This is a genomic window from Bradyrhizobium sp. KB893862 SZCCT0404 (assembly GCF_018130885.1).
Lineage (GTDB): Bacteria > Pseudomonadota > Alphaproteobacteria > Rhizobiales > Xanthobacteraceae > Bradyrhizobium > Bradyrhizobium stylosanthis.
Map to the genome: position 1 here is coordinate 1,715,093 of NZ_JAFCLT010000001.1, position 17,257 is coordinate 1,732,349.

Consider the following 17,257-nt stretch of genomic DNA (forward strand, 5'->3'; position numbering starts at 1 on the left):
GCCCGGCGCCCTCGCAATGCATCGCGATTCCAGCCGGGATTTCCTCCGGTTTCACGACCTCGGCGCGGACGCGCTCCTGTCCATCATCGCCCGCGCGCAGCTCCTGGCTGCGGCATGGCAGGATCGCTCCATGCCGCAAAGCCTTGCCGGCAAGCGCGTGGCCCTCATCGCCGACGACGGCGGATGGAGGAATACGACCGCGTTCGATCTCGGCGTGAAGGCGATGGGAGGCATCTGCGTGCAGCCTCCGGTCAGGTTCAACGTCCATGAAACCACGGCCGATCTTGCCGGATATCTGGACAATTGGTTCGACATCCTGGTCGTGCGCACCCGGGAATTGGCGACGCTGCATGAGCTCGCAGCGCATGCCGCGGCGCCCGTCATCAATGCGAGAACGCGCGCAAATCACCCTTGCGAGACCCTTGGCGATCTCGCCTATGTCGCCGGCAAACGCGGAACGCTGGAAGGGCTCAAGGTCGTGGGCGTGGCCCCCGATGCCAACATCCTCCGCTCCTGGGTTGAAGCATCCATCGCCCTGCCGATCGAGGTGGTGCAGGCCTATCCGGCGGATTGGCACATCCGCGACATCGCAAGTCCGGGATTCACAGCAACCACCGATCTCGACGCCTTGCGCGATGCAGACGTGATCGTCGCGGACTGCTGGCCCGGCGAGGCGTCTGACGATCAACTCTGGGGCTACCGGATATCCGCAGCGCTTCTCGACACCTGCCGCCGCGATGCGATCTTCCTCCCCTGCCCGCCGGTGACCCGCGGCCAGGAGGTCACGGCGGATGCAATGACCCACGCCACCTGCCAGAGCCCGGCGGCGAAGGCTTTCCTTCTGCACGCCCAGAACGCCCTGCTGGAATGGATCGCGACGTAGCCGGCGCCGGCAACGTTCAGGACGGAAGCCACAGTCGCCTGCCCATTCCGGCGGCAGCCATCAACCTCAGGTGTTGCCGAGAGACGACACCGCGGCAGAATCGGCAGCGTTCCGGCTTACACACACAAGTTGTCGTCCATCCCCATGTACATTTGCGCATCGCAATTGATTGATTCGGGGCAGAAATGAATTGGAAGATTGCATTCGCGCTCGGCGCGGTCTCGCTGGCAGCTGTTACGACCCAGGCGAGCGCCGCTGATCTCGCCGCCCGTCCCTACACCAAGGCGCCGCCGATGATCGCGGCGATCTACGATTGGAGCGGTTTCTACATCGGCGCCAACGGCGGCTACGGCTCGTCGCGCAATTGCTGGGATGGCACCGTCGGCTTCCCGGCCGGCATCGCCGAGGGCTGCCATGACGCGACCGGTGCGGTCGCCGGTGGCCAGATCGGCTATCGCTGGCAGAGCAGCGCCTTCGTGTTCGGCCTCGAAGCGCAGGGCGATTGGGCCGACCTCTCCGGCCGCAACGCCAGCGCCGTGTTCGGTGTTGCCAACCGCACCCGTGTCGATGCCTTCGGCCTGTTCACCGGCCAGGTCGGCTACGCCTGGAACAATGCGCTGCTCTATGTGAAGGGCGGCGCCGCCGTCACCAGCAATCGCTATCGCGGCATCGGCACCGGCGGCCTGGCCGGCGCGGAGTTCGATGGCGCCAACGATACCCGCTGGGGCGGCACGATTGGTGTCGGCATCGAATACGGCTTTGCCCCGAACTGGTCGGTCGGCCTCGAATACGACCATCTGTTCATGGGACGCCACGACGTCACGCTCACGGCCAACGGCGCGCTGGCACCGGTGGGAACGTTCTCCCGCACCGACCGGATCGGTCAGGACGTCGACCTGATCACCGCCCGCATCAACTACCGGTTCGGCGGCCCGATCATCGCGAAGTACTGAGAGCACCGATCTCCGTCGTCGTCATGCCCGGACTTGTCCCGGGCATCCACGTTCTGCCTTGATCGCGGCTACGCGTGGATGGCCGGGACAAGCCCGGCCATGACGCGCAGCACGAGCTCCCCCCGTGTCCCGGGCGCGGTGCAGCGCGTGAGCGCTGCTCTGCAGAACCGGGACCCAGAAAGCCGTACGCGAAGCAAGAAGAATGGGCCCCGGCTCAGCAGCGCACCACTGAAGAAGTGCTGCGCTGCGTCCGGGGCACAATCGTATTTTACGCGTCCGCCAAGCCCAGCATCAGCCGCATGTTCTGCACGGCTGCGCCCGAGGCGCCCTTGCCGAGATTGTCCAGCCGCGCAACCAGCACCGCCTGATGGTACTTGTCGCTGGCGAAGACGTAGAGCTCGAGCATGTTGGTCTCGTTGAGCGCCTCCGGCTCGAGCCGGCCGCCCTTGGTGGCCTCGTTCTGCAGCGGCATCACCTTGACGTATTTCGAACCGGCATACCGCTTGGCCAGCGCGGCCTGAAGGTCGGCACCGCCGGGCTTGCCCGGCAGCGTGTCGAGCTGGAGCGGCACAGAGACCAGCATGCCCTGCCGGTAGTTGCCGACGGAGGGAATGAAGATCGGCCGCCGCGTCAGGTTCGAATAGAGCTGCAGCTCCGGCAGATGCTTGTGCTCGAAGCCGAGACCGTAGAGCTCGAACGACGGCGCGCTGCCGTCCTCGAAGCTCGCGATCATCGACTTGCCGCCGCCGGAATAGCCGCTCACAGCGTTGACGGTGACGGGATAGTCGGACGGCAACAGGCCGGCATCGACGATCGGCCGCAGCAGCGCGATGCCGCCCGTCGGATAGCAGCCGGGATTGGAGACCTTCTTCGCCGCCTTGATCTTGCCGGCCTGGTCAGCCGTCAGCTCCGGAAAGCCATAGGCCCAGTCGGGCGCGACCCTGTAGGCAGTCGAGGCGTCCAGCACCTTCGGCCCGGAGGCGCCCATGCTGTCGACCAGCGCCACCGTCTCCTTGGCGGCGTCATCGGGCAGGCACAGGATGACGAGGTCGACCTCCTCCATCAGCGCCTTCTTGGCGGCGGGATCCTTGCGCTTGTCGTCGGCGATGGTCTTCACGACGACGTCGTTCTGCAGCTTCAGCCGCTCGTTGATGCCGAGCCCGGTGGTGCCGGAGCCGCCGTCGACGAAGACGGTGGCGGGCTTGCTGGCGGCGCCGGAGGCCGGGGCTTTGGTGGTGTCCGTGAGGCTCATGGTTCGCTCCTTTCGAGCTTGTTCGTGTCGTGGCGCCTGGCCTTATGGAAACAGCGCGATCTGCTCCAGGCCCGCGGTTTCCGGCCAGCCGAACATCAGGTTCATGTTCTGGATCGCCTGACCGGCCGAGCCCTTCACTAGATTGTCGAGCGTCGAAAGCACGATCGCCCGATCCTTGATGCGGTCGGCGACGACGCCGATCTGAACATAGTTGGAGCCGCGCACGTTCTGCGTCTGCGGCAGCACGCCCTTTTGGGCGACATGCACGAACGGCTCGTTGGCGTACGCATTCTGCAGCGCTGCCCGCAGATCGTCGGGCGTTGCACCGTTGAGCTTGACGTAGGAGGTGCAGAATTCGCCCCGCGCCATCGGAATCAGATGCGGCGTGAAATTCACCGTCACCGCGGCGCCCGCCGCGAGGCTGATTTCCTGCTCGATCTCAGGCGCGTGCCGGTGAGTGCCGACCGAATAGGGCGACAGCCCCTCGCCCGCTTCGCTGAACAGCGTGTTCTGCTTCAGCCCGCGGCCCGCGCCGGTAAGGCCCGATTTCGCGTCGATGATGATGTCATTAACGTCGATCAGCCTGGCCTTCGCCAACGGAACCAGCGCCAGCAATACCGCGGTCGGATAGCAACCGGGACAGGCGACCAGCCGGGCAGACGTGATCTTCTCCCGGTAAAATTCGGTCAACCCATAGACAGCCTCGCCTTGCAGTTCGAGCGCGCGATGCTCATGGCCATACCACTGCGCATAGGTGTCCTTGTTGCGCAGCCGGAAATCCGCGGACATGTCGAGTATCTTGATCTTGGGATTGGCCTTGAGCACGGCCGCAATGATCTCCTGCGTGGTGCCGTGCGGCAGCCCGCAGAGCACGGCGTCGAGCTTGGTCCAGTCGACCTTTTCCCACTCCACGAGTTCTGGCAGGTCGAGCATGAAGAAGTGCGGAAACACCTCGCTCATGGCTTTGCCTGCATGGGTGTTGGCGGTGAGCGCCGTGATCTCGGCATTCGGATGCCGCGCCAGAAGGCGCACCGCGTCGGCTCCGGTGTAGCCGGACGCACCAAGAATGCCGATCTTCTTCTTCATGCTCATCACACGCGCCCTTCATGCGTCACCGCTTGCAGTGCTTGTACAGTGTCCGTCGCGAAGGCCAACGGTTTCGCTTCGCGCATCAGGCCTGCGATCGTGCGCGAGTCCGCATCCTTTTGCGCGCCGAGCGCATTGGCGATCGCCGTATAGTCGGCGTCGGATTTGTGCTGGTTGAGCTTGAAGCTGCCTTCGACCTCTTCAACCGTCATCACCAGACCCACGATCCCCTTCTTCATCGCCTCGAGCCGGCCGGCCGTCATCTTGCCCGACGTCCAGGGCGTCTTCGGCAGCAGCCAGTTCTCGAACTTGTCGCTGAGGGTGTTGATCTGCACCGCCAGCTCACCGTCCGACAACAACCGTACCGGCCCGCTCAGGTGCACCGCCTGATACAGCCAGGTCGGCACTTGATCCGGCGAGACGTACCAGTCGGGCGATACATAGGCATCGGCGCCGTTGACCGCGAGCAGCCAGGAGGCCGCGCCATCCGCCAGCTTTACCAGCGGATTGTGACGGGCGGCATGAAAGGCGGCCTGCGGCGTGCCATCGGCGGCATAGGTCAGATAGAACGGCAGCGGCGAGGCTACCGGCTTGTGGCCATCGAAGGCGCACATGGTGCCGAAGCCGCGTTCCTCTGCGAATTTCAGGCTCGCGGCGCGATCCGGTTTGAAAAAGGGTGGCGTGTACATCGTAATCTCCTGCTGGGCCTCCTTGGGGGGCCGCCGGATCAGATCGCGCTGACAGGAGAGAGAATGCCGCGGATCGGGTCCAGCGGCAAAGACGATGATCTCAAACGCGATCGACCGCCCAAACCGCAGAGCTGCGGCGGCGGCGACGGGCGAACAGGATGGTCGCGGCGTTGATCATGGCGCGCGGCTATAAGGCCAGCGGGTTCCAGGGTCAAGTCCAAATCGGTGCGGGCTGACGGCAGGATGCCGCACCGCGTGACGGCAAGATGTCATCGGGCTGCAGCGGAATTTCTCTTAAAGCCAGGGGTTCCCGAGATAACCGGCGCTTCTTGGCGCCGGCGGTCCGTGCCCTTCGCAACCCAGCTTCAGGACATCGCCATGACCGACATCACCCGTCGCGCAACGCTGACCGGCGCAGCCGCCTCGGCGCTCCTGCCCTTCGTGAAAGCCTCGCCCGCGAGCGCCGCCGCGCCCCCGGCCACTGCCCAGAACGCAAGCTTCTACCGCTACAACGTCGGCACCCACCAGGTCACCGTGGTCTGCGACGGCGTCGCCACCGTCACCCTGACCGACAATTACGCGGCCGGTGCCAGCAAGGACGACATCAACAAGGTCTTCGCCGAGCATCATCTGCCGGCGGACAAGGTCACCCACACCTTCAACCCCGTGGTCATCAACACCGGACCCAAGCTGGTCGTCATCGACACCGGCCTCGGGCCCGACCAGTTCGCGCAGACCAAGGGCAAGGTCGGCCAGTTCCACAACAACCTCGCGGCCGCCAGCATCGACCGCGCGGCGGTCGATACCGTCATCATCTCCCACTTCCACGGCGACCACATCAACGGCCTGCTGGCAGCCGAGAACAAGCCCTCCTTCCCCAATGCCGAGATCCTGGTGCCGGCAGTGGAATGGAAGTTCTGGATGGACGACGGCGAGATGAGCAAGGGGGCCGGCAATCCGATCCTCGAGAACAACTTCAAGAACATCCGCCGCGTGTTCGACGCGCTCGGCCGCAAGGTGACGCAATACGAGTCCGGCAAGGAGGTTGCGCCGGGCATCACTTCGGTGGCGAGCCCCGGCCACACGCCGGGCCACAATTCCTTCATCGTCGCCTCCGGCGCGGAGAAGGTGCTGGTGCAGGTGGACATCACCGCAGGCGCGGCGTTCCTGTTCGTGAAGCATCCTGAATGGAACATCGCCTCCGACGTCGACAAGCCGCTCGCGCAGGAGACGCGCCGCAAGCTCTACGACATGGCGATTGCCGAGAAGATGCCGATCCAGGCCTTCCACGCCGCCTTCCCCGGCCTCGTCCGCGTCGAGAAGGAGAAGGACGGCTCCGGCTATCGCTGGATACCTTCGATCTGGAACGCCTCGCTCTAGGCGTTGCCTGACGCCCTGACCGGGCGGCCCGGCTGCCCGGTCAGATCAACCGCCAGATCCATTCCATGACCTTGGCGATCACGTCGCCGAACAGCAGAAGTGCCGCCGACCAGATCAGCGCCGAGACGAAATTGGCGGCCTGAAAGCTCCAATAGGGCATCTCGAAAATGCCGGCCGCGAGCGGCACCGAAGCGCGCAAGGGGCCGAAGAAGCGGCCGATGAAGATGCTGGGTATCCCCCAGCTCCGCACGAAGGCCTCGCCCCTGGGCAGCAATTCCGGATAGCGCGAGAGCGGCCACATCTGGGCGACGTGCTCCTTGTAGCGGTAGCCGAACCAGTAGGAGACCCAGTCGCCGAGCGCGGCGCCGAGGCCGCCCGCGATCCAGACCGGATAGAAGCTGATGCCGCTCGCGCCGATCAGCGCACCGATCGCCACCAGCGCGCCCCAGGCCGGGATCAGGAGCGAGATGAAGGCGAGCGACTCCCCGAACGCGAGCACGAACACGATCGGAGCCGCCCAGGCCTGGTGAGCACGCACGAATTCGGCCAGGGCGTGCGCATACTGCTCCATTCCAGAAAAGCCTTCCCGCCCTTGCCTTAAGGTGCTGCTCGATGAAAACGACTGGTAAGCCAAGGGCTTGTGTGACATCAAGTCACAAAACCCGCGGCAAACGGGACCACGATGTCAAATTGCCGGGAATTGGGGGGCCTGCGGCGTAAAATCGCCGGGATTGGCTCGCAACCACCCTGCTCGACCGGCCCCGCGGTAACCTTTCCGAGCCAGAAGTGGCATAGTCGCGTCAACCGATTCGCCGCCTGCGCGGCCCTCAAAGCACATCAAGATATATGTCCAAGCAGTTGAAGCCAAAAGCAAAAGACGATTTTTTCGGTGGCGATGAGCCGAAGACCCGCGCTGCCGCCAAGACGGCTACGCGCGGAAGCGGCGGAGAAGCCGACTACACCGCCGCCGACATCGAGGTGCTCGAAGGCCTGGAGCCGGTGCGACGCCGGCCCGGCATGTATATCGGCGGAACCGACGAGAAGGCGCTGCATCATCTGTTCGCCGAAGTCATCGACAACTCGATGGACGAGGCGCTGGCGGGACACGCGACCTTCATCGGCGTCGAGCTGAGTGCTGAAGGCTTCCTGACCGTCACCGACAACGGCCGCGGCATCCCGATCGACCCGCACCCGAAATTCCCGAAGAAGTCGGCACTCGAAGTCATCATGTGCACGCTGCATTCGGGCGGCAAGTTCGACAGCAAGGTCTACGAGACCTCGGGCGGTCTGCACGGCGTCGGCATCTCCGTGGTGAACGCCCTCTCCTCGCTGCTCGAGGTCGAGGTCGCGCGCAGCCAGAAGCTCTACCGCATGACGTTCGAGCGCGGCCATCCCAAGGGCAAGCTCGAAGACCTCGGCAAGGTCAACAACCGCCGCGGCACGCGCGTGCGCTTCAAGCCCGACACCGACATCTTCGGCGCCAAGGCCGCGTTCAAGCCGCAGCGCCTGTTCAAGATGACGCGCTCGAAGGCCTATCTGTTCGGCGGCGTCGAGATCCGCTGGAACTGCGCGCCCGAGCTGCTCAAGGGCATCGAGGACGTGCCGGCGGAAGCGACCTTCCACTTCCCGGGCGGCCTCAAGGATTATCTTGCCGCTGCGATCCACGCCGACACGCTGGTGCATCCGGACATCTTCTCGGGCAAGTCGGGCCGCAACGGCGCGCACGGCGCCTGCGAATGGGCGGTGGCCTGGACCGCGGATGCCGACGGCTTCCTGTCCTCCTACACCAACACGGTGCCGACGCCCGATGGCGGCACGCACGAATCCGGCCTGCGCAGCGCGCTGCTGCGCGGCCTGAAGGACCACGCCGAGCGCGTCGGCCAGGGCAAGCGCGCCTCGTCGATCACGTCTGAAGACGTGATGGTGGGCGCGGCGGTGATGTTGTCCGTGTTCGTGCGCGAGCCTGAATTCCAGGGCCAGACCAAGGACCGTCTCGCCACGGCCGAGGCGCAGCGCATCGTCGAACAGGCGATGAAGGATCCGTTCGACCATTGGCTGTCGGGCAATCCGAACATGGCCAACCGGCTGCTCGACTTCGTGATCGACCGCGCCGAGGAACGCCTGCGCCGCCGCCAGGAAAAGGAAACCGCGCGGAAAACCGCGGGCAAGAAGCTGCGCCTGCCCGGCAAGCTCGCCGACTGCAGCGATGCCGGCACCGAAGGCTCCGAGCTCTTCATCGTCGAGGGCGACTCGGCAGGCGGCAGCGCCAAGCAGGCGCGCGATCGCAAAACGCAAGCGGTGCTGCCGCTGCGCGGCAAGATCCTCAACGTCGCCTCCGCCGGCAAGGACAAGCTGACGGCGAATGCGCAGCTCTCCGACCTCGTGCAGGCGATCGGCTGCGGTCAGCTCGCGCATTATCGCGAGGAGGACCTTCGATATCAGCGCATCATCATCATGACCGACGCCGACGTCGACGGCGCCCACATCGCATCGCTGCTGATCACCTTCTTCTACCGGCAGATGCCGCGGCTGATCGACGAGGGTCACCTCTTCCTGGCGGTACCGCCGCTCTACAAGCTGACGCACGGCTCGAAATCAGTCTACGCCCGCGACGACAAGCACAAGGAAGCGCTGATCAAGAGCGAGTTCAACGCCAATGCCAAGGTCGAGGTGAACCGCTTCAAAGGCCTCGGCGAAATGATGCCGGCGCAGCTCAAGGAAACCACCATGGATCCGAGCAGGCGGACGCTGCTCAAGGTGGTGCTGCTCCCCGACGACCGCGACACCACTGCAGATTCGGTGGAGCGCCTGATGGGCACCAAGGCCGAGGCGCGCTTCGCTTTCATCTCGGACAAGGCTGAGTTCGCCAACGAGGAGCTGCTCGACGTCTGATCTCGCGCACATCCGCCCGAAAAGCCCCGGCTCTCGTCCGGGGCTTTTTCATTTGGGGAGGTGGAATCGGCCTTCGGCGAACCGGGCCGGAGCGCGACTCGGCCAGCGACTCAGTGCTGCCAGGGCTGAGGCAGGAATGCCTCCGTTTCGGACAAAGCCGGATTTGCTAACGAAAACTTACCAGAACACCCAGCTCGAGTATTCTTGTAACATATTGAAATCACCTATTTTTTATGATTCTCCGGGTTGCCGCCCCATATCCCCGCCGAGCCGCGTTTTCCGGCGACTGTGCCTGACCTGCAACAGCATTTCGGCGAGAACCGTCTATAGTCCGGGCATCAGATCACACGGACTTCAGTGCGCTCGCGCCTACAGACCAAGGTTGGGGATTTTATCATGAAGAAGATTTTGCTGGCTCTGACCGCAGTCGCGGCGATGACCGGTTCGGCCTCGGCGGCCGACCTTGCTGCCCGTCCCTACGTGAAGGCCCCGGTTGCGGCTCCGATCGCCAACTGGACCGGCTTCTACGTGTTCGGCGGCGGCGGCGGCGGCCTCTCCAATGCCGACCAGCACGTCCAGACCACTGTCGGCGCCATCCCGCTGACGATCGACCAGCGCCAGGGCGGCTCCGGCTGGTTCGGCACCGTCGGTGCCGGCTACGACTGGCAGTTCAGCGGCACCTGGGTCGCCGGCGTGTTCGCCGACGGTCAGTTCGGCAACATCCGCGCCACCATCCAGGATCCGATCGCTGGCATCACCGGCAACCAGAAGCTGGAAACCTCCTGGGCCGCGGGCGTTCGCCTCGGCTGGCTGGTTGCTCCGAACGTTCTGTCCTACGTCAACGGCGGTTACTCGGGCGCTCACTTCGGCAGCACCAACTTCATGACGCTGGCTGGCGTTCCCGCCGGTATCCATCTCGACGGTTACAACCGCAACGGCTGGTTCATCGGCGGCGGCGTCGAGAACAGCCTGAACTTCTTCGGCATCAGCTCGCCCGGCTGGTTCATGAAGACCGAGTACCGTTCGGCCTTCTACAATGCCAAGACCTCGAACGAGCTGTTCGACGTCACCAACACCCTGGTTGGCCGCGACATCCGCGCCAACAGCTGGAACCAGACGATCTCGACCTCGCTGGTCTACCGCTTCAACTGGACCGGTCCGGTCGTCGCCAAGTACTGATCTGACCTGACTTTCAGACGTCAAAGCCCCGGCATCGCCGGGGCTTTTTCGTTGTGCGACGCTCTATCGGCTGATGCTCGCCTTGAGCGACGGTAGGCCACGCCAAGCCCCGCCTTTCGATCTTCGTCCAGTCGGTGACCGCCTCGCCACGCGCATCGCACAAGGCGATAGCCTTGCGCACGGACATGCGCCCTCCTCGCAGCCCTGCGGCCGCTGCCCATTGTATCCGAACCGAAGCTACGGCTAGTCTGGCGCCAAGTTTTCGCGGGCCGCGGCATTCGTTGATGCCGCGGATAGCGACAGAAGCAGACCGACAGGGAGGAATGCATGCGCAGATTTCTGCTTGTAGCAGGCCTGTTCGCCCTCGCCGTCGGGCTGCTCTGGATCGGACAGGGCACGGGCACCGTTCCCTGGCCGCGGTCGAGCTTCATGGTCAACCAGCTGCAATGGGCCGGCTATGGCGCAGCCATGGCCGGCTTCGGGCTGGTGCTGATCTGGCAGAGCAACCAATAGAAGAAACCAGGAAGTGAAAGCATGACATCCAACCGGTTCGATCTCCGCGGCAAGGTCGCGATCGTCACAGGCGGCAATGGCGGCATCGGGCTCGGCCTCGCGCACGGGCTCGCCGATGCCGGCGCCAGCATCGCCGTGGTCGGACGCAACGAAGCCAAGTCGGCCGCGGCCGTCGCCGATCTCGGGGAGCGCGGTGTGAAGGCGATCGCCGTCAGCACCGACGTGACCGACAAGGCGGCGGTCGCCGCGATGATCGACCGCGTCATCAAGGAGTTCGGCCGTATCGACATCCTCATCAACAACGCCGGCATGAGCATCCGCAAGCCGCCGCACGAGCTCGAGCTCGACGAATGGAACAAGGTGATCGACACCAACCTCACCAGCGCCTTCGTGTGCTCGAAGCTGGCCTATCCGGCGCTGAAGGCCTCCGGCAACGGCAAGGTGATCAACATCGGCTCGATGATGTCGATCTTCGGCGCGAGCTTCGCGACCGCCTATGCGGCGAGCAAGGGCGGCATCGTGCAGTACACGCGCGCCTGCGCCAATGCCTGGGCGCCCGACAACATCCAGGTCAACGCCATCCTGCCGGGCTGGATTGACACCGACCTCACCCGTGGCGCGCGCCAGCAGGTCGCGGGCCTGCACGAGCGGGTGCTGGCGCGCACGCCCGCGGGGCGCTGGGGTGAGATCGACGACTTCGCGGGCATCGCGGTGTTCCTCGCCTCGCCGGCGTCCAACTTCGTCACGGGCACCGCGATCCCCGTCGACGGCGGGTTCTCGGTGATGGCGTAAACGCATCGATGAAGAAAACCCCGGCGTGACAGCCGGGGCTTTTGATCGTCGAGCTGCACGCAAAAAAGAAGCCCCGGACAATGCCGGGGCTTTTGAATTTGATCGTGATCGTTTTTTGTTGCTGGCTTTGTCGTTGCGTTGACGCGCTCAGGATTAGTAGCGGGCGATGACCGGCGCGTCGAACTTGTAGCTCGCGCGCACGACGGCCCACTGGATGTCACGCGGCTTGGCATCGAAGGTGTAGTTGCCCGCGAGGCCGCCGAGTTGATAGGTCTGGCTGCCGAAGGCAGCGTAGTTGTATTCGAGGCCGACGATCCAGTTGCGGGTGACGCCGTATTCCCAGCCGGCGCCGACGGTCCAGCCGTTGGCCCAGTGCGTCTGACCACCGGTACCCGTCACGACCGGGTCGGTGACCGAGAGCCGGTTGTTGACGCCCGCGTAGCCGCCCTTGATGTAGAAGAGGTTGTTCTGCACGGCAAAGCCGGCGCGGCCGACGACCGTCGCCAGCACGTTGGCACGCCAGGAGAACACGTCATTCGCCGGGGCGAACGCGGTGTTCACGACGGTGCCCTTGTTGTCGAGGCCGGAGATGGTGCCTTCCATGCCGAACACGAAGTTGTTGGCCTGCCAGTTGTAACCGATCTGGGCGCCGCCCATGATGCCGGAGTTGCGCTGACGATAGCCCTCGCCCGGGATCAGATCGCCGAACGCCGCGCCAGTGCCGTTGTTGATGAACTGCTCGTTGGTCCATGCACCGCCGATGTGGCCGCCGACATAGAAGCCGGTCCAGTTGAACAGCGGCTCGGCATAGGCCGGCGCCTTCGTGTAGCGCGCACCGAGATCGGCGGCGGACGCAGCGCCGGTCGAAACCAGAGCGCTCGTGCAGGCGAAGGCGGCAATCAACTTGTTACGCATGGTACACCCCGTGTCCTTTGATGAGCGCACGGTCACACGCAACTCTTACTCAAATTTGAATCAAGAAAGTTAAGACGCCGCATTGGCGATCGGTGCCACTTGAATCCGCCGGCGCTGTTGCACACACGCAACGCGCGAAGCGCGATTTAACGCGGCATTATCCCTACCGAAGAGCTGCGCTATGGCGACGGTGCGGCCTTCGCCTGCACGTGCTCGGGCCGCACGCCGAGCGCAAGCAGGCGCGCCGGAATGCCCTGCAGCCAAGGCAGCGCGGTGAGCAGGCGCAGGACCAGCGGCACCTTCAGCGGCCGGTCCCCTCCCTGCAGGGCGCCGCTGATGATGTTGTTCTGCACGACCACCTGCATCCCTTGCGTCATCTTTACCGGAAACTCGCGCCGGCGGCGCACGGCGTCGAGCTCGTCCTCGGACGGGCAGCCGCGCGCAAGCTTGTCCGCGAGCAGGTTGGCGGTCGCGACCGCATCCTGTACGGCGAGATTGACGCCGACGCCGCCGACCGGCGACATCGCATGCGCGGCATCGCCGATCAGCAGCAGGCCCGGCTGGGTCCAGCGCTTGAGGCGGTTGATCGCGACCGTGAGCAGCTTGACGTCGTCGAAGCTCTTCACGTCGGCAATGCCGGACTTGAGGATCGGCGCCATGCGCACGACGTCGTCGAGCAGCGCCTGCAGTCCCCTCGCCTTCACCGCATCGTGCTGGCCCTTGGCGATGACGTAGGCGCATTGCCAATAGTCGCCGCGATCGAAGGTCACCATCATCTTGCCGGGCTCGATGCGCGCAAACAGGTTCTCGGTCTCGTCGGCCTTGCGGCCGGCGCGGAACCAGAGCACGTCCATCGGCGCGCCGATCTCCTCAACCGCAAGGCCGGCGCGCTCGCGCACCGTCGAATGCCGGCCGTCGCAGGCGATGGTAAGATCGGCCTCGATGTCGACGACGCCGTCCGGCGTCCGCGTCCGCACGCCGGCAACGGTGTCGCCGCGGCGGATCAGGTCGACCGCTTCGGTGTTCATCATCACCTTGAGCGAAGCGAAGCGCTTGCCGGCCTCGCGCAGGAAATTGAGGAAGTCCCATTGCGGCATGAACGCGATGAACGGGTATTTCGTGTGCAGCCGGGTCAGATCGGCGATCCGCACCGGCGTGCCGCCGAACAATCCGTCCATCTTCTGCAGACGCTGATGCGGCAGCTTCAGGAAGCCGTCGATCAGGCCGAGCTCGTCCATCACCTCGAGCGTCGAGGGATGCACGGTGTCGCCGCGAAAGTCGCGAAAGAAATCGGCGTGCTTCTCCAGCACCACCACATCGATGCCGGCGCGCCCGAGGAGATAGCCGAGCATCATGCCGGCCGGCCCGCCGCCGACGATGCAGCACCGGGCTTTTACGGAGGACCCCGGCGGAGGTTGCGGCGTCTCGGGTTTCACGGCCCGCCTCTCATTTACGAGTTAAGTTTTCTGTGCAGCGCAGCATGCACGATTTGTTTTGCCGCAATGGCGAATGCCCGTTAGCGTCTCCGGAGATTTCGATTGATTTCAGGACATTGCAGTGCGGACGATCCTCATACTGCTCGGCGTCTGGATTCTGATCAACGTGCTTTTCGTCGTGATCATGATCCCGCCGCGCAAGCCGCGAAAGCCCGCCCCGGAGCAGACCGGCGCCCTTGCGCCGGTGCCGGTCAACCGGAATGGCCATCCGTACGAGGAGCAGGAGAAGCTCCTGCTCCGCCACGTCATCGTCGCGATCGCGATGGGCGCCTTCCTGTCGCTGACGCCGCCCCTGATCGAGGCGGTCGAGTCCGTCAAGCGCTTCTTCGGCAAGCGGCGCGCCTAGCACCGGCGGCCCGCCGCGTCCTCCGCCCGGTCAGTTGTTGCTGCGGTTCGCCGCGCGGAAACTCTTGATCTCCGACACGCTGCCGTCGCGATAGGTCAGCTCCACCGAGATGAACTGCGTCGCCGGGGCGAGCTTCATGTAGAGCGGCATCCCGGCGCTGATCGCGCTGGGATCGCGCATGTCGCAGTTCGGCATCTTCAGCACCTGGTTGGGAACGGCGGTGTCGATGCCGATGCGCACCTCGCGGATGGCGCAGCGGTAGGACACCAGATGCGTGTAGTAGACCAGCAGCCCGTTGAACTCGCGGAATGACAGCCAGCTCGTCGCGGTCATGTCGAGGATCTTGCGCTGGTCGCGGATCAGGGCGGCCTCGGGGTCGAACCTGATCGGGAACGGCCCCTGCATCTCGCCGGCCTGATCGACATAGCGGACCTCGATGGTGCCGGCCTGCGCATCCGGCGGCAGTTCGATCGAGGGGTTCGGCATCCGCTTGCGCGTGCGCGGATCGAGCGTGTCGATGAAGCCGGTCTCGCGGAAATCGCTGTTGCCGGCCATGCGCCAGGAAATGCCGAGGGTCGGGTCGGCGAAGGAGAACACCACGCTCCAGCCGCCATTGTGGCGCGAGAAGCTCGCGATCGGCGCGTTGGTGGTCTCCTCCTTCGGTAGGCGCGGCACCGACACCGGCGGCAGCGCCGCGACCTTCTGCGGCGGCGGATCGGCCGGGCGCGCGGTGGCCGCGTCCTTGGCGGCGCCGCTGAGGAACACGTCGTCGACCATCTGATCGAAATACACCGGCACCTGCCGGTGCTTGACGGTGTCGGCCATCTCGCTGACGAGACGGCGGGTCCGCTGCGCCACCTGCACGAGGTTCTCGCCGGGCTGCAGCAGCTCCTTGGCGAAGGTGCGCGTGAACACCGAATTGGGATTGGCGTCGTCGTTGGACAGGCGATCGAGCGCGGTCTGGCGGGGCCCCGCCGAGAACACCGAGAACACGCCTTCGGGCAGCTGCACCATCGGGGCAAGTCCGCCGCCGCCGGCGACGGCGCGGGTGCCCTTGCGCTCGAACGGGTTGTTGCGGCAGGCATCGAACACCAGGATCGAGGTGCGCGCCTTCTTGTTCTGCAGGCGCTCGACGATGCGGTCGGCCAGGATCGAGGCGTCGCGCACCAGCTCTTCCTGCCCTTCCGTCGCCGCCGGCACGTCGGTCGGCAGCAGATAGTTCTGGCCCGCGATCTCGAAACCATGGCCGGCGTAAAAGAAGAACGCGGTGTCGCCGGGCTCGATCACGCGGTCGAAGGCGAGCAGCGTCTCGGAGAATTGCTGCCGGTTCTGGTTCTCGGCGACCATCACCGAGAAGCCGAGCTGCTTCAGCGTGTCACCCATGGTGCGGGCGTCGTTGACCGCCTTGAGCAGCTTCGGAACGTTCTTGTATTCGTTGTTGCCGACGACGAGCGCGACGCGCTTCTCGGCATGGGCTGGAAGCGCGAAGCCGCTCAGGCCTGCCGCGAGGCCGAGGGCCGCCAGAATTCTGAAAAGCCGACGCGTCATCGAATAAATCCCGCTGCAGAACGCCCTCACGCCCGCTCCTCGAACGGTCGTTCATTGGAACCACTGCCGTTGATGTGATAGTCGGCCCAGCCATATCGGCGGTTCAACCGTCACGTCTTCGATTCCATGGTTTGGCCTATGGCAGATTCCATTGGAATCTGCTCTTTCTTGGACAGGTTTTCCCGGACAAATCGCGCCGGAAGCGAGGGGCTGCCGTGTTTCGCTGGTCTACGGACGAAGTCGAGCCGCACGAGCGTTTCGATTATTGGCGCGAGGTGCGATCCAAGGGCCTGTTCGGCGTCACGGCCGAGCTCGAGCGCGAGCGGCGCACGGACTTCTCCGGTGAATTCTCACTGCGCCAGCTCGGCGGCGCCGGCCTCGTCGAGCTGAAGGCTTCGCAGTACAGGGTCGAGCGCAGCAGCTCCGACATCGCCTACGCGCCCGGCGACAGCATCTGCGTCTACCAGCAGCTCGGCAGCGGCGGCTGGTTCGGTGGCCCGCGCGGCGGCGAGTTTTCGATCGCCAATGGCAGCTTCGCCACCAGCCATACCGACCTGCCCTATCGCACGGCTCCGCTCGGGGGCGGCGGCTTCCATCTGCGGATCCTGAAGATCCCCGTCAGCGCCCTGCCCACGCAGGACAAGCGGGTTCGCGAGCTTGTGCCCCGGACCTTCGGCGATCCCACTTTGGCGCCACTGCTGAGGGCCTGCTTTGCCGATCTCGGCGAAACTGACGGGGCGCTGGATGCAACCTCCCTGGTGCAGGCGCTGGCCCATCTGGCGCTGATCGAGCGCGGCATCCTCAGGCCCGGCAGCCGGCGCGGACAGGCCGCGCTGCGAACCGCCCGCCATTCGCAGGCGCGGCGCCTGATCGCGCACCATCTGCAAAACCCCGACCTCGATCCGGCGATGGTGGCCGACCAGCTCGGCGTGTCCGTGCGGCACCTGCACATGCTGTTCGAGGCCGCCGAAAAAAGCTTCTCGCAGACCGTGACCGACGAGCGCCTCAAGCAGAGCCGCCGCCTGATGCGCGAGGCGCCGGAGCGGCTGATTGCCGATATTGCGACCTCCTGCGGCTTCGAGAGCCTGGCGACCTATTACCGGGTCTTCAACGCCGCCTACGGCATGGCCCCCGGAGACTTCCGGGCCAGGGGTTCCGAAGGGCATTAGCCGGTTCCCTGGGCGGCCGCCGCCCCGGGCTCAAGGCCGGGCGGAAAACCCAGCCGTCCCCGTGATTTGGTTAAAAACCTCAGGGTTTTTAGGGCCTTCCCGCGCCTGCTCCATTGACTTTGGCCAATTCCAGCCTATGTTCCGGGGCGACGCGGCTCAGATCG

Annotated in this window: 16 protein-coding genes; 9 read left to right on the top strand and 7 right to left on the bottom strand. The window is 65.1% G+C overall.

What is annotated here, in order from left to right:
* The first annotated feature begins 16 nt into the window (after positions 1 to 16).
* Both JQ617_RS08705 and JQ617_RS08710 read left to right on the top strand, forming a co-directional pair.
* Positions 17 to 883, top strand: a complete 867-nt coding sequence (locus JQ617_RS08705) for an ornithine carbamoyltransferase (protein WP_212025891.1) — start codon at positions 17 to 19, stop codon at positions 881 to 883.
* A 185-nt stretch (positions 884 to 1,068) separates the two neighbouring features.
* Positions 1,069 to 1,836 (top strand): outer membrane protein, encoded by a 768-nt coding sequence (locus JQ617_RS08710; RefSeq protein WP_212025892.1) that lies wholly within the window; start codon positions 1,069 to 1,071, stop codon positions 1,834 to 1,836.
* Between the two features lie 268 nt (positions 1,837 to 2,104).
* On the opposite strand, the gene argC (JQ617_RS08715) is transcribed toward JQ617_RS08710, so the two are convergent.
* Genes argC (JQ617_RS08715) through JQ617_RS08725 form a run of 3 tightly spaced genes read right to left on the bottom strand, consistent with a single transcriptional unit; the run spans position 2,105 to position 4,863 of the window.
* Complete coding sequence (argC, locus tag JQ617_RS08715) at positions 2,105 to 3,088, bottom strand: N-acetyl-gamma-glutamyl-phosphate reductase (RefSeq protein ID WP_212025893.1); 984 nt, start codon at positions 3,086 to 3,088, stop codon at positions 2,105 to 2,107.
* Between the two features lie 42 nt (positions 3,089 to 3,130).
* Positions 3,131 to 4,180 (bottom strand): N-acetyl-gamma-glutamyl-phosphate reductase, encoded by a 1,050-nt coding sequence (gene argC / locus JQ617_RS08720; RefSeq protein WP_212025894.1) that lies wholly within the window; start codon positions 4,178 to 4,180, stop codon positions 3,131 to 3,133.
* On the bottom strand, positions 4,180 to 4,863 hold the full coding sequence (locus tag JQ617_RS08725) for an FMN-binding negative transcriptional regulator (protein WP_212025895.1): 684 nt from the start codon (positions 4,861 to 4,863) through the stop codon (positions 4,180 to 4,182). The genes argC (JQ617_RS08720) and JQ617_RS08725 overlap by 1 nt, the downstream gene beginning before the upstream one ends.
* Before the next feature lie 378 nt (positions 4,864 to 5,241).
* Here JQ617_RS08725 and JQ617_RS08730 point away from each other — a divergent pair, with 378 nt between their 5' ends.
* Positions 5,242 to 6,243, top strand: a complete 1,002-nt coding sequence (locus JQ617_RS08730) for an MBL fold metallo-hydrolase (RefSeq protein WP_212025896.1) — start codon at positions 5,242 to 5,244, stop codon at positions 6,241 to 6,243.
* A gap of 40 nt (positions 6,244 to 6,283) precedes the next feature.
* On the opposite strand, the gene JQ617_RS08735 is transcribed toward JQ617_RS08730, so the two are convergent.
* Positions 6,284 to 6,814, bottom strand: coding sequence for a DedA family protein (locus JQ617_RS08735; protein ID WP_212025897.1), 531 nt, complete (start codon positions 6,812 to 6,814; stop codon positions 6,284 to 6,286).
* 275 nt (positions 6,815 to 7,089) lie between these two features.
* Between JQ617_RS08735 and parE the strand changes: the two genes are divergently transcribed.
* The 4 genes from parE (at position 7,090) to JQ617_RS08755 (ending at position 11,619) form a co-directional block, all read left to right on the top strand.
* The gene (parE, locus tag JQ617_RS08740) at positions 7,090 to 9,135 is read left to right on the top strand and encodes a DNA topoisomerase IV subunit B (protein ID WP_212025898.1); all 2,046 of its coding nucleotides are present in this window, start codon (positions 7,090 to 7,092) and stop codon (positions 9,133 to 9,135) included.
* 396 nt (positions 9,136 to 9,531) lie between these two features.
* A complete protein-coding gene (locus JQ617_RS08745) occupies positions 9,532 to 10,314 on the top strand; it encodes an outer membrane protein (protein ID WP_212025899.1) in 783 nt (260 codons plus the stop codon).
* A gap of 327 nt (positions 10,315 to 10,641) precedes the next feature.
* On the top strand, positions 10,642 to 10,827 hold the full coding sequence (locus tag JQ617_RS08750) for a hypothetical protein (RefSeq protein WP_027557870.1): 186 nt from the start codon (positions 10,642 to 10,644) through the stop codon (positions 10,825 to 10,827).
* Between the two features lie 21 nt (positions 10,828 to 10,848).
* Positions 10,849 to 11,619, top strand: coding sequence for an SDR family NAD(P)-dependent oxidoreductase (locus tag JQ617_RS08755; RefSeq protein WP_212025900.1), 771 nt, complete (start codon positions 10,849 to 10,851; stop codon positions 11,617 to 11,619).
* A 153-nt stretch (positions 11,620 to 11,772) separates the two neighbouring features.
* Here JQ617_RS08755 and JQ617_RS08760 read toward each other — a convergent pair whose 3' ends face one another.
* Positions 11,773 to 12,534, bottom strand: a complete 762-nt coding sequence (locus JQ617_RS08760) for an outer membrane protein (protein ID WP_212025901.1) — start codon at positions 12,532 to 12,534, stop codon at positions 11,773 to 11,775.
* 179 nt (positions 12,535 to 12,713) lie between these two features.
* Positions 12,714 to 13,970 (bottom strand): FAD-dependent oxidoreductase, encoded by a 1,257-nt coding sequence (locus tag JQ617_RS08765; RefSeq protein WP_212025902.1) that lies wholly within the window; start codon positions 13,968 to 13,970, stop codon positions 12,714 to 12,716.
* 121 nt (positions 13,971 to 14,091) lie between these two features.
* On the opposite strand from JQ617_RS08765, the gene JQ617_RS08770 reads away from it, so the two are divergent.
* Positions 14,092 to 14,376 carry a hypothetical protein gene (locus tag JQ617_RS08770; protein WP_212025903.1) on the top strand — a complete coding sequence of 95 codons (285 nt, stop codon included), beginning with the start codon at positions 14,092 to 14,094 and terminating at the stop codon, positions 14,374 to 14,376.
* Between the two features lie 30 nt (positions 14,377 to 14,406).
* Here JQ617_RS08770 and JQ617_RS08775 read toward each other — a convergent pair whose 3' ends face one another.
* Positions 14,407 to 15,924: a caspase family protein gene (locus tag JQ617_RS08775; RefSeq protein WP_212025904.1), complete on the bottom strand. Its 1,518-nt coding sequence runs from the start codon at positions 15,922 to 15,924 to the stop codon at positions 14,407 to 14,409.
* A gap of 215 nt (positions 15,925 to 16,139) precedes the next feature.
* Here JQ617_RS08775 and JQ617_RS08780 point away from each other — a divergent pair, with 215 nt between their 5' ends.
* Positions 16,140 to 17,093: an AraC family transcriptional regulator gene (locus JQ617_RS08780; RefSeq protein ID WP_212025905.1), complete on the top strand. Its 954-nt coding sequence runs from the start codon at positions 16,140 to 16,142 to the stop codon at positions 17,091 to 17,093.
* The last annotated feature ends 164 nt before the right edge of the window (positions 17,094 to 17,257 follow it).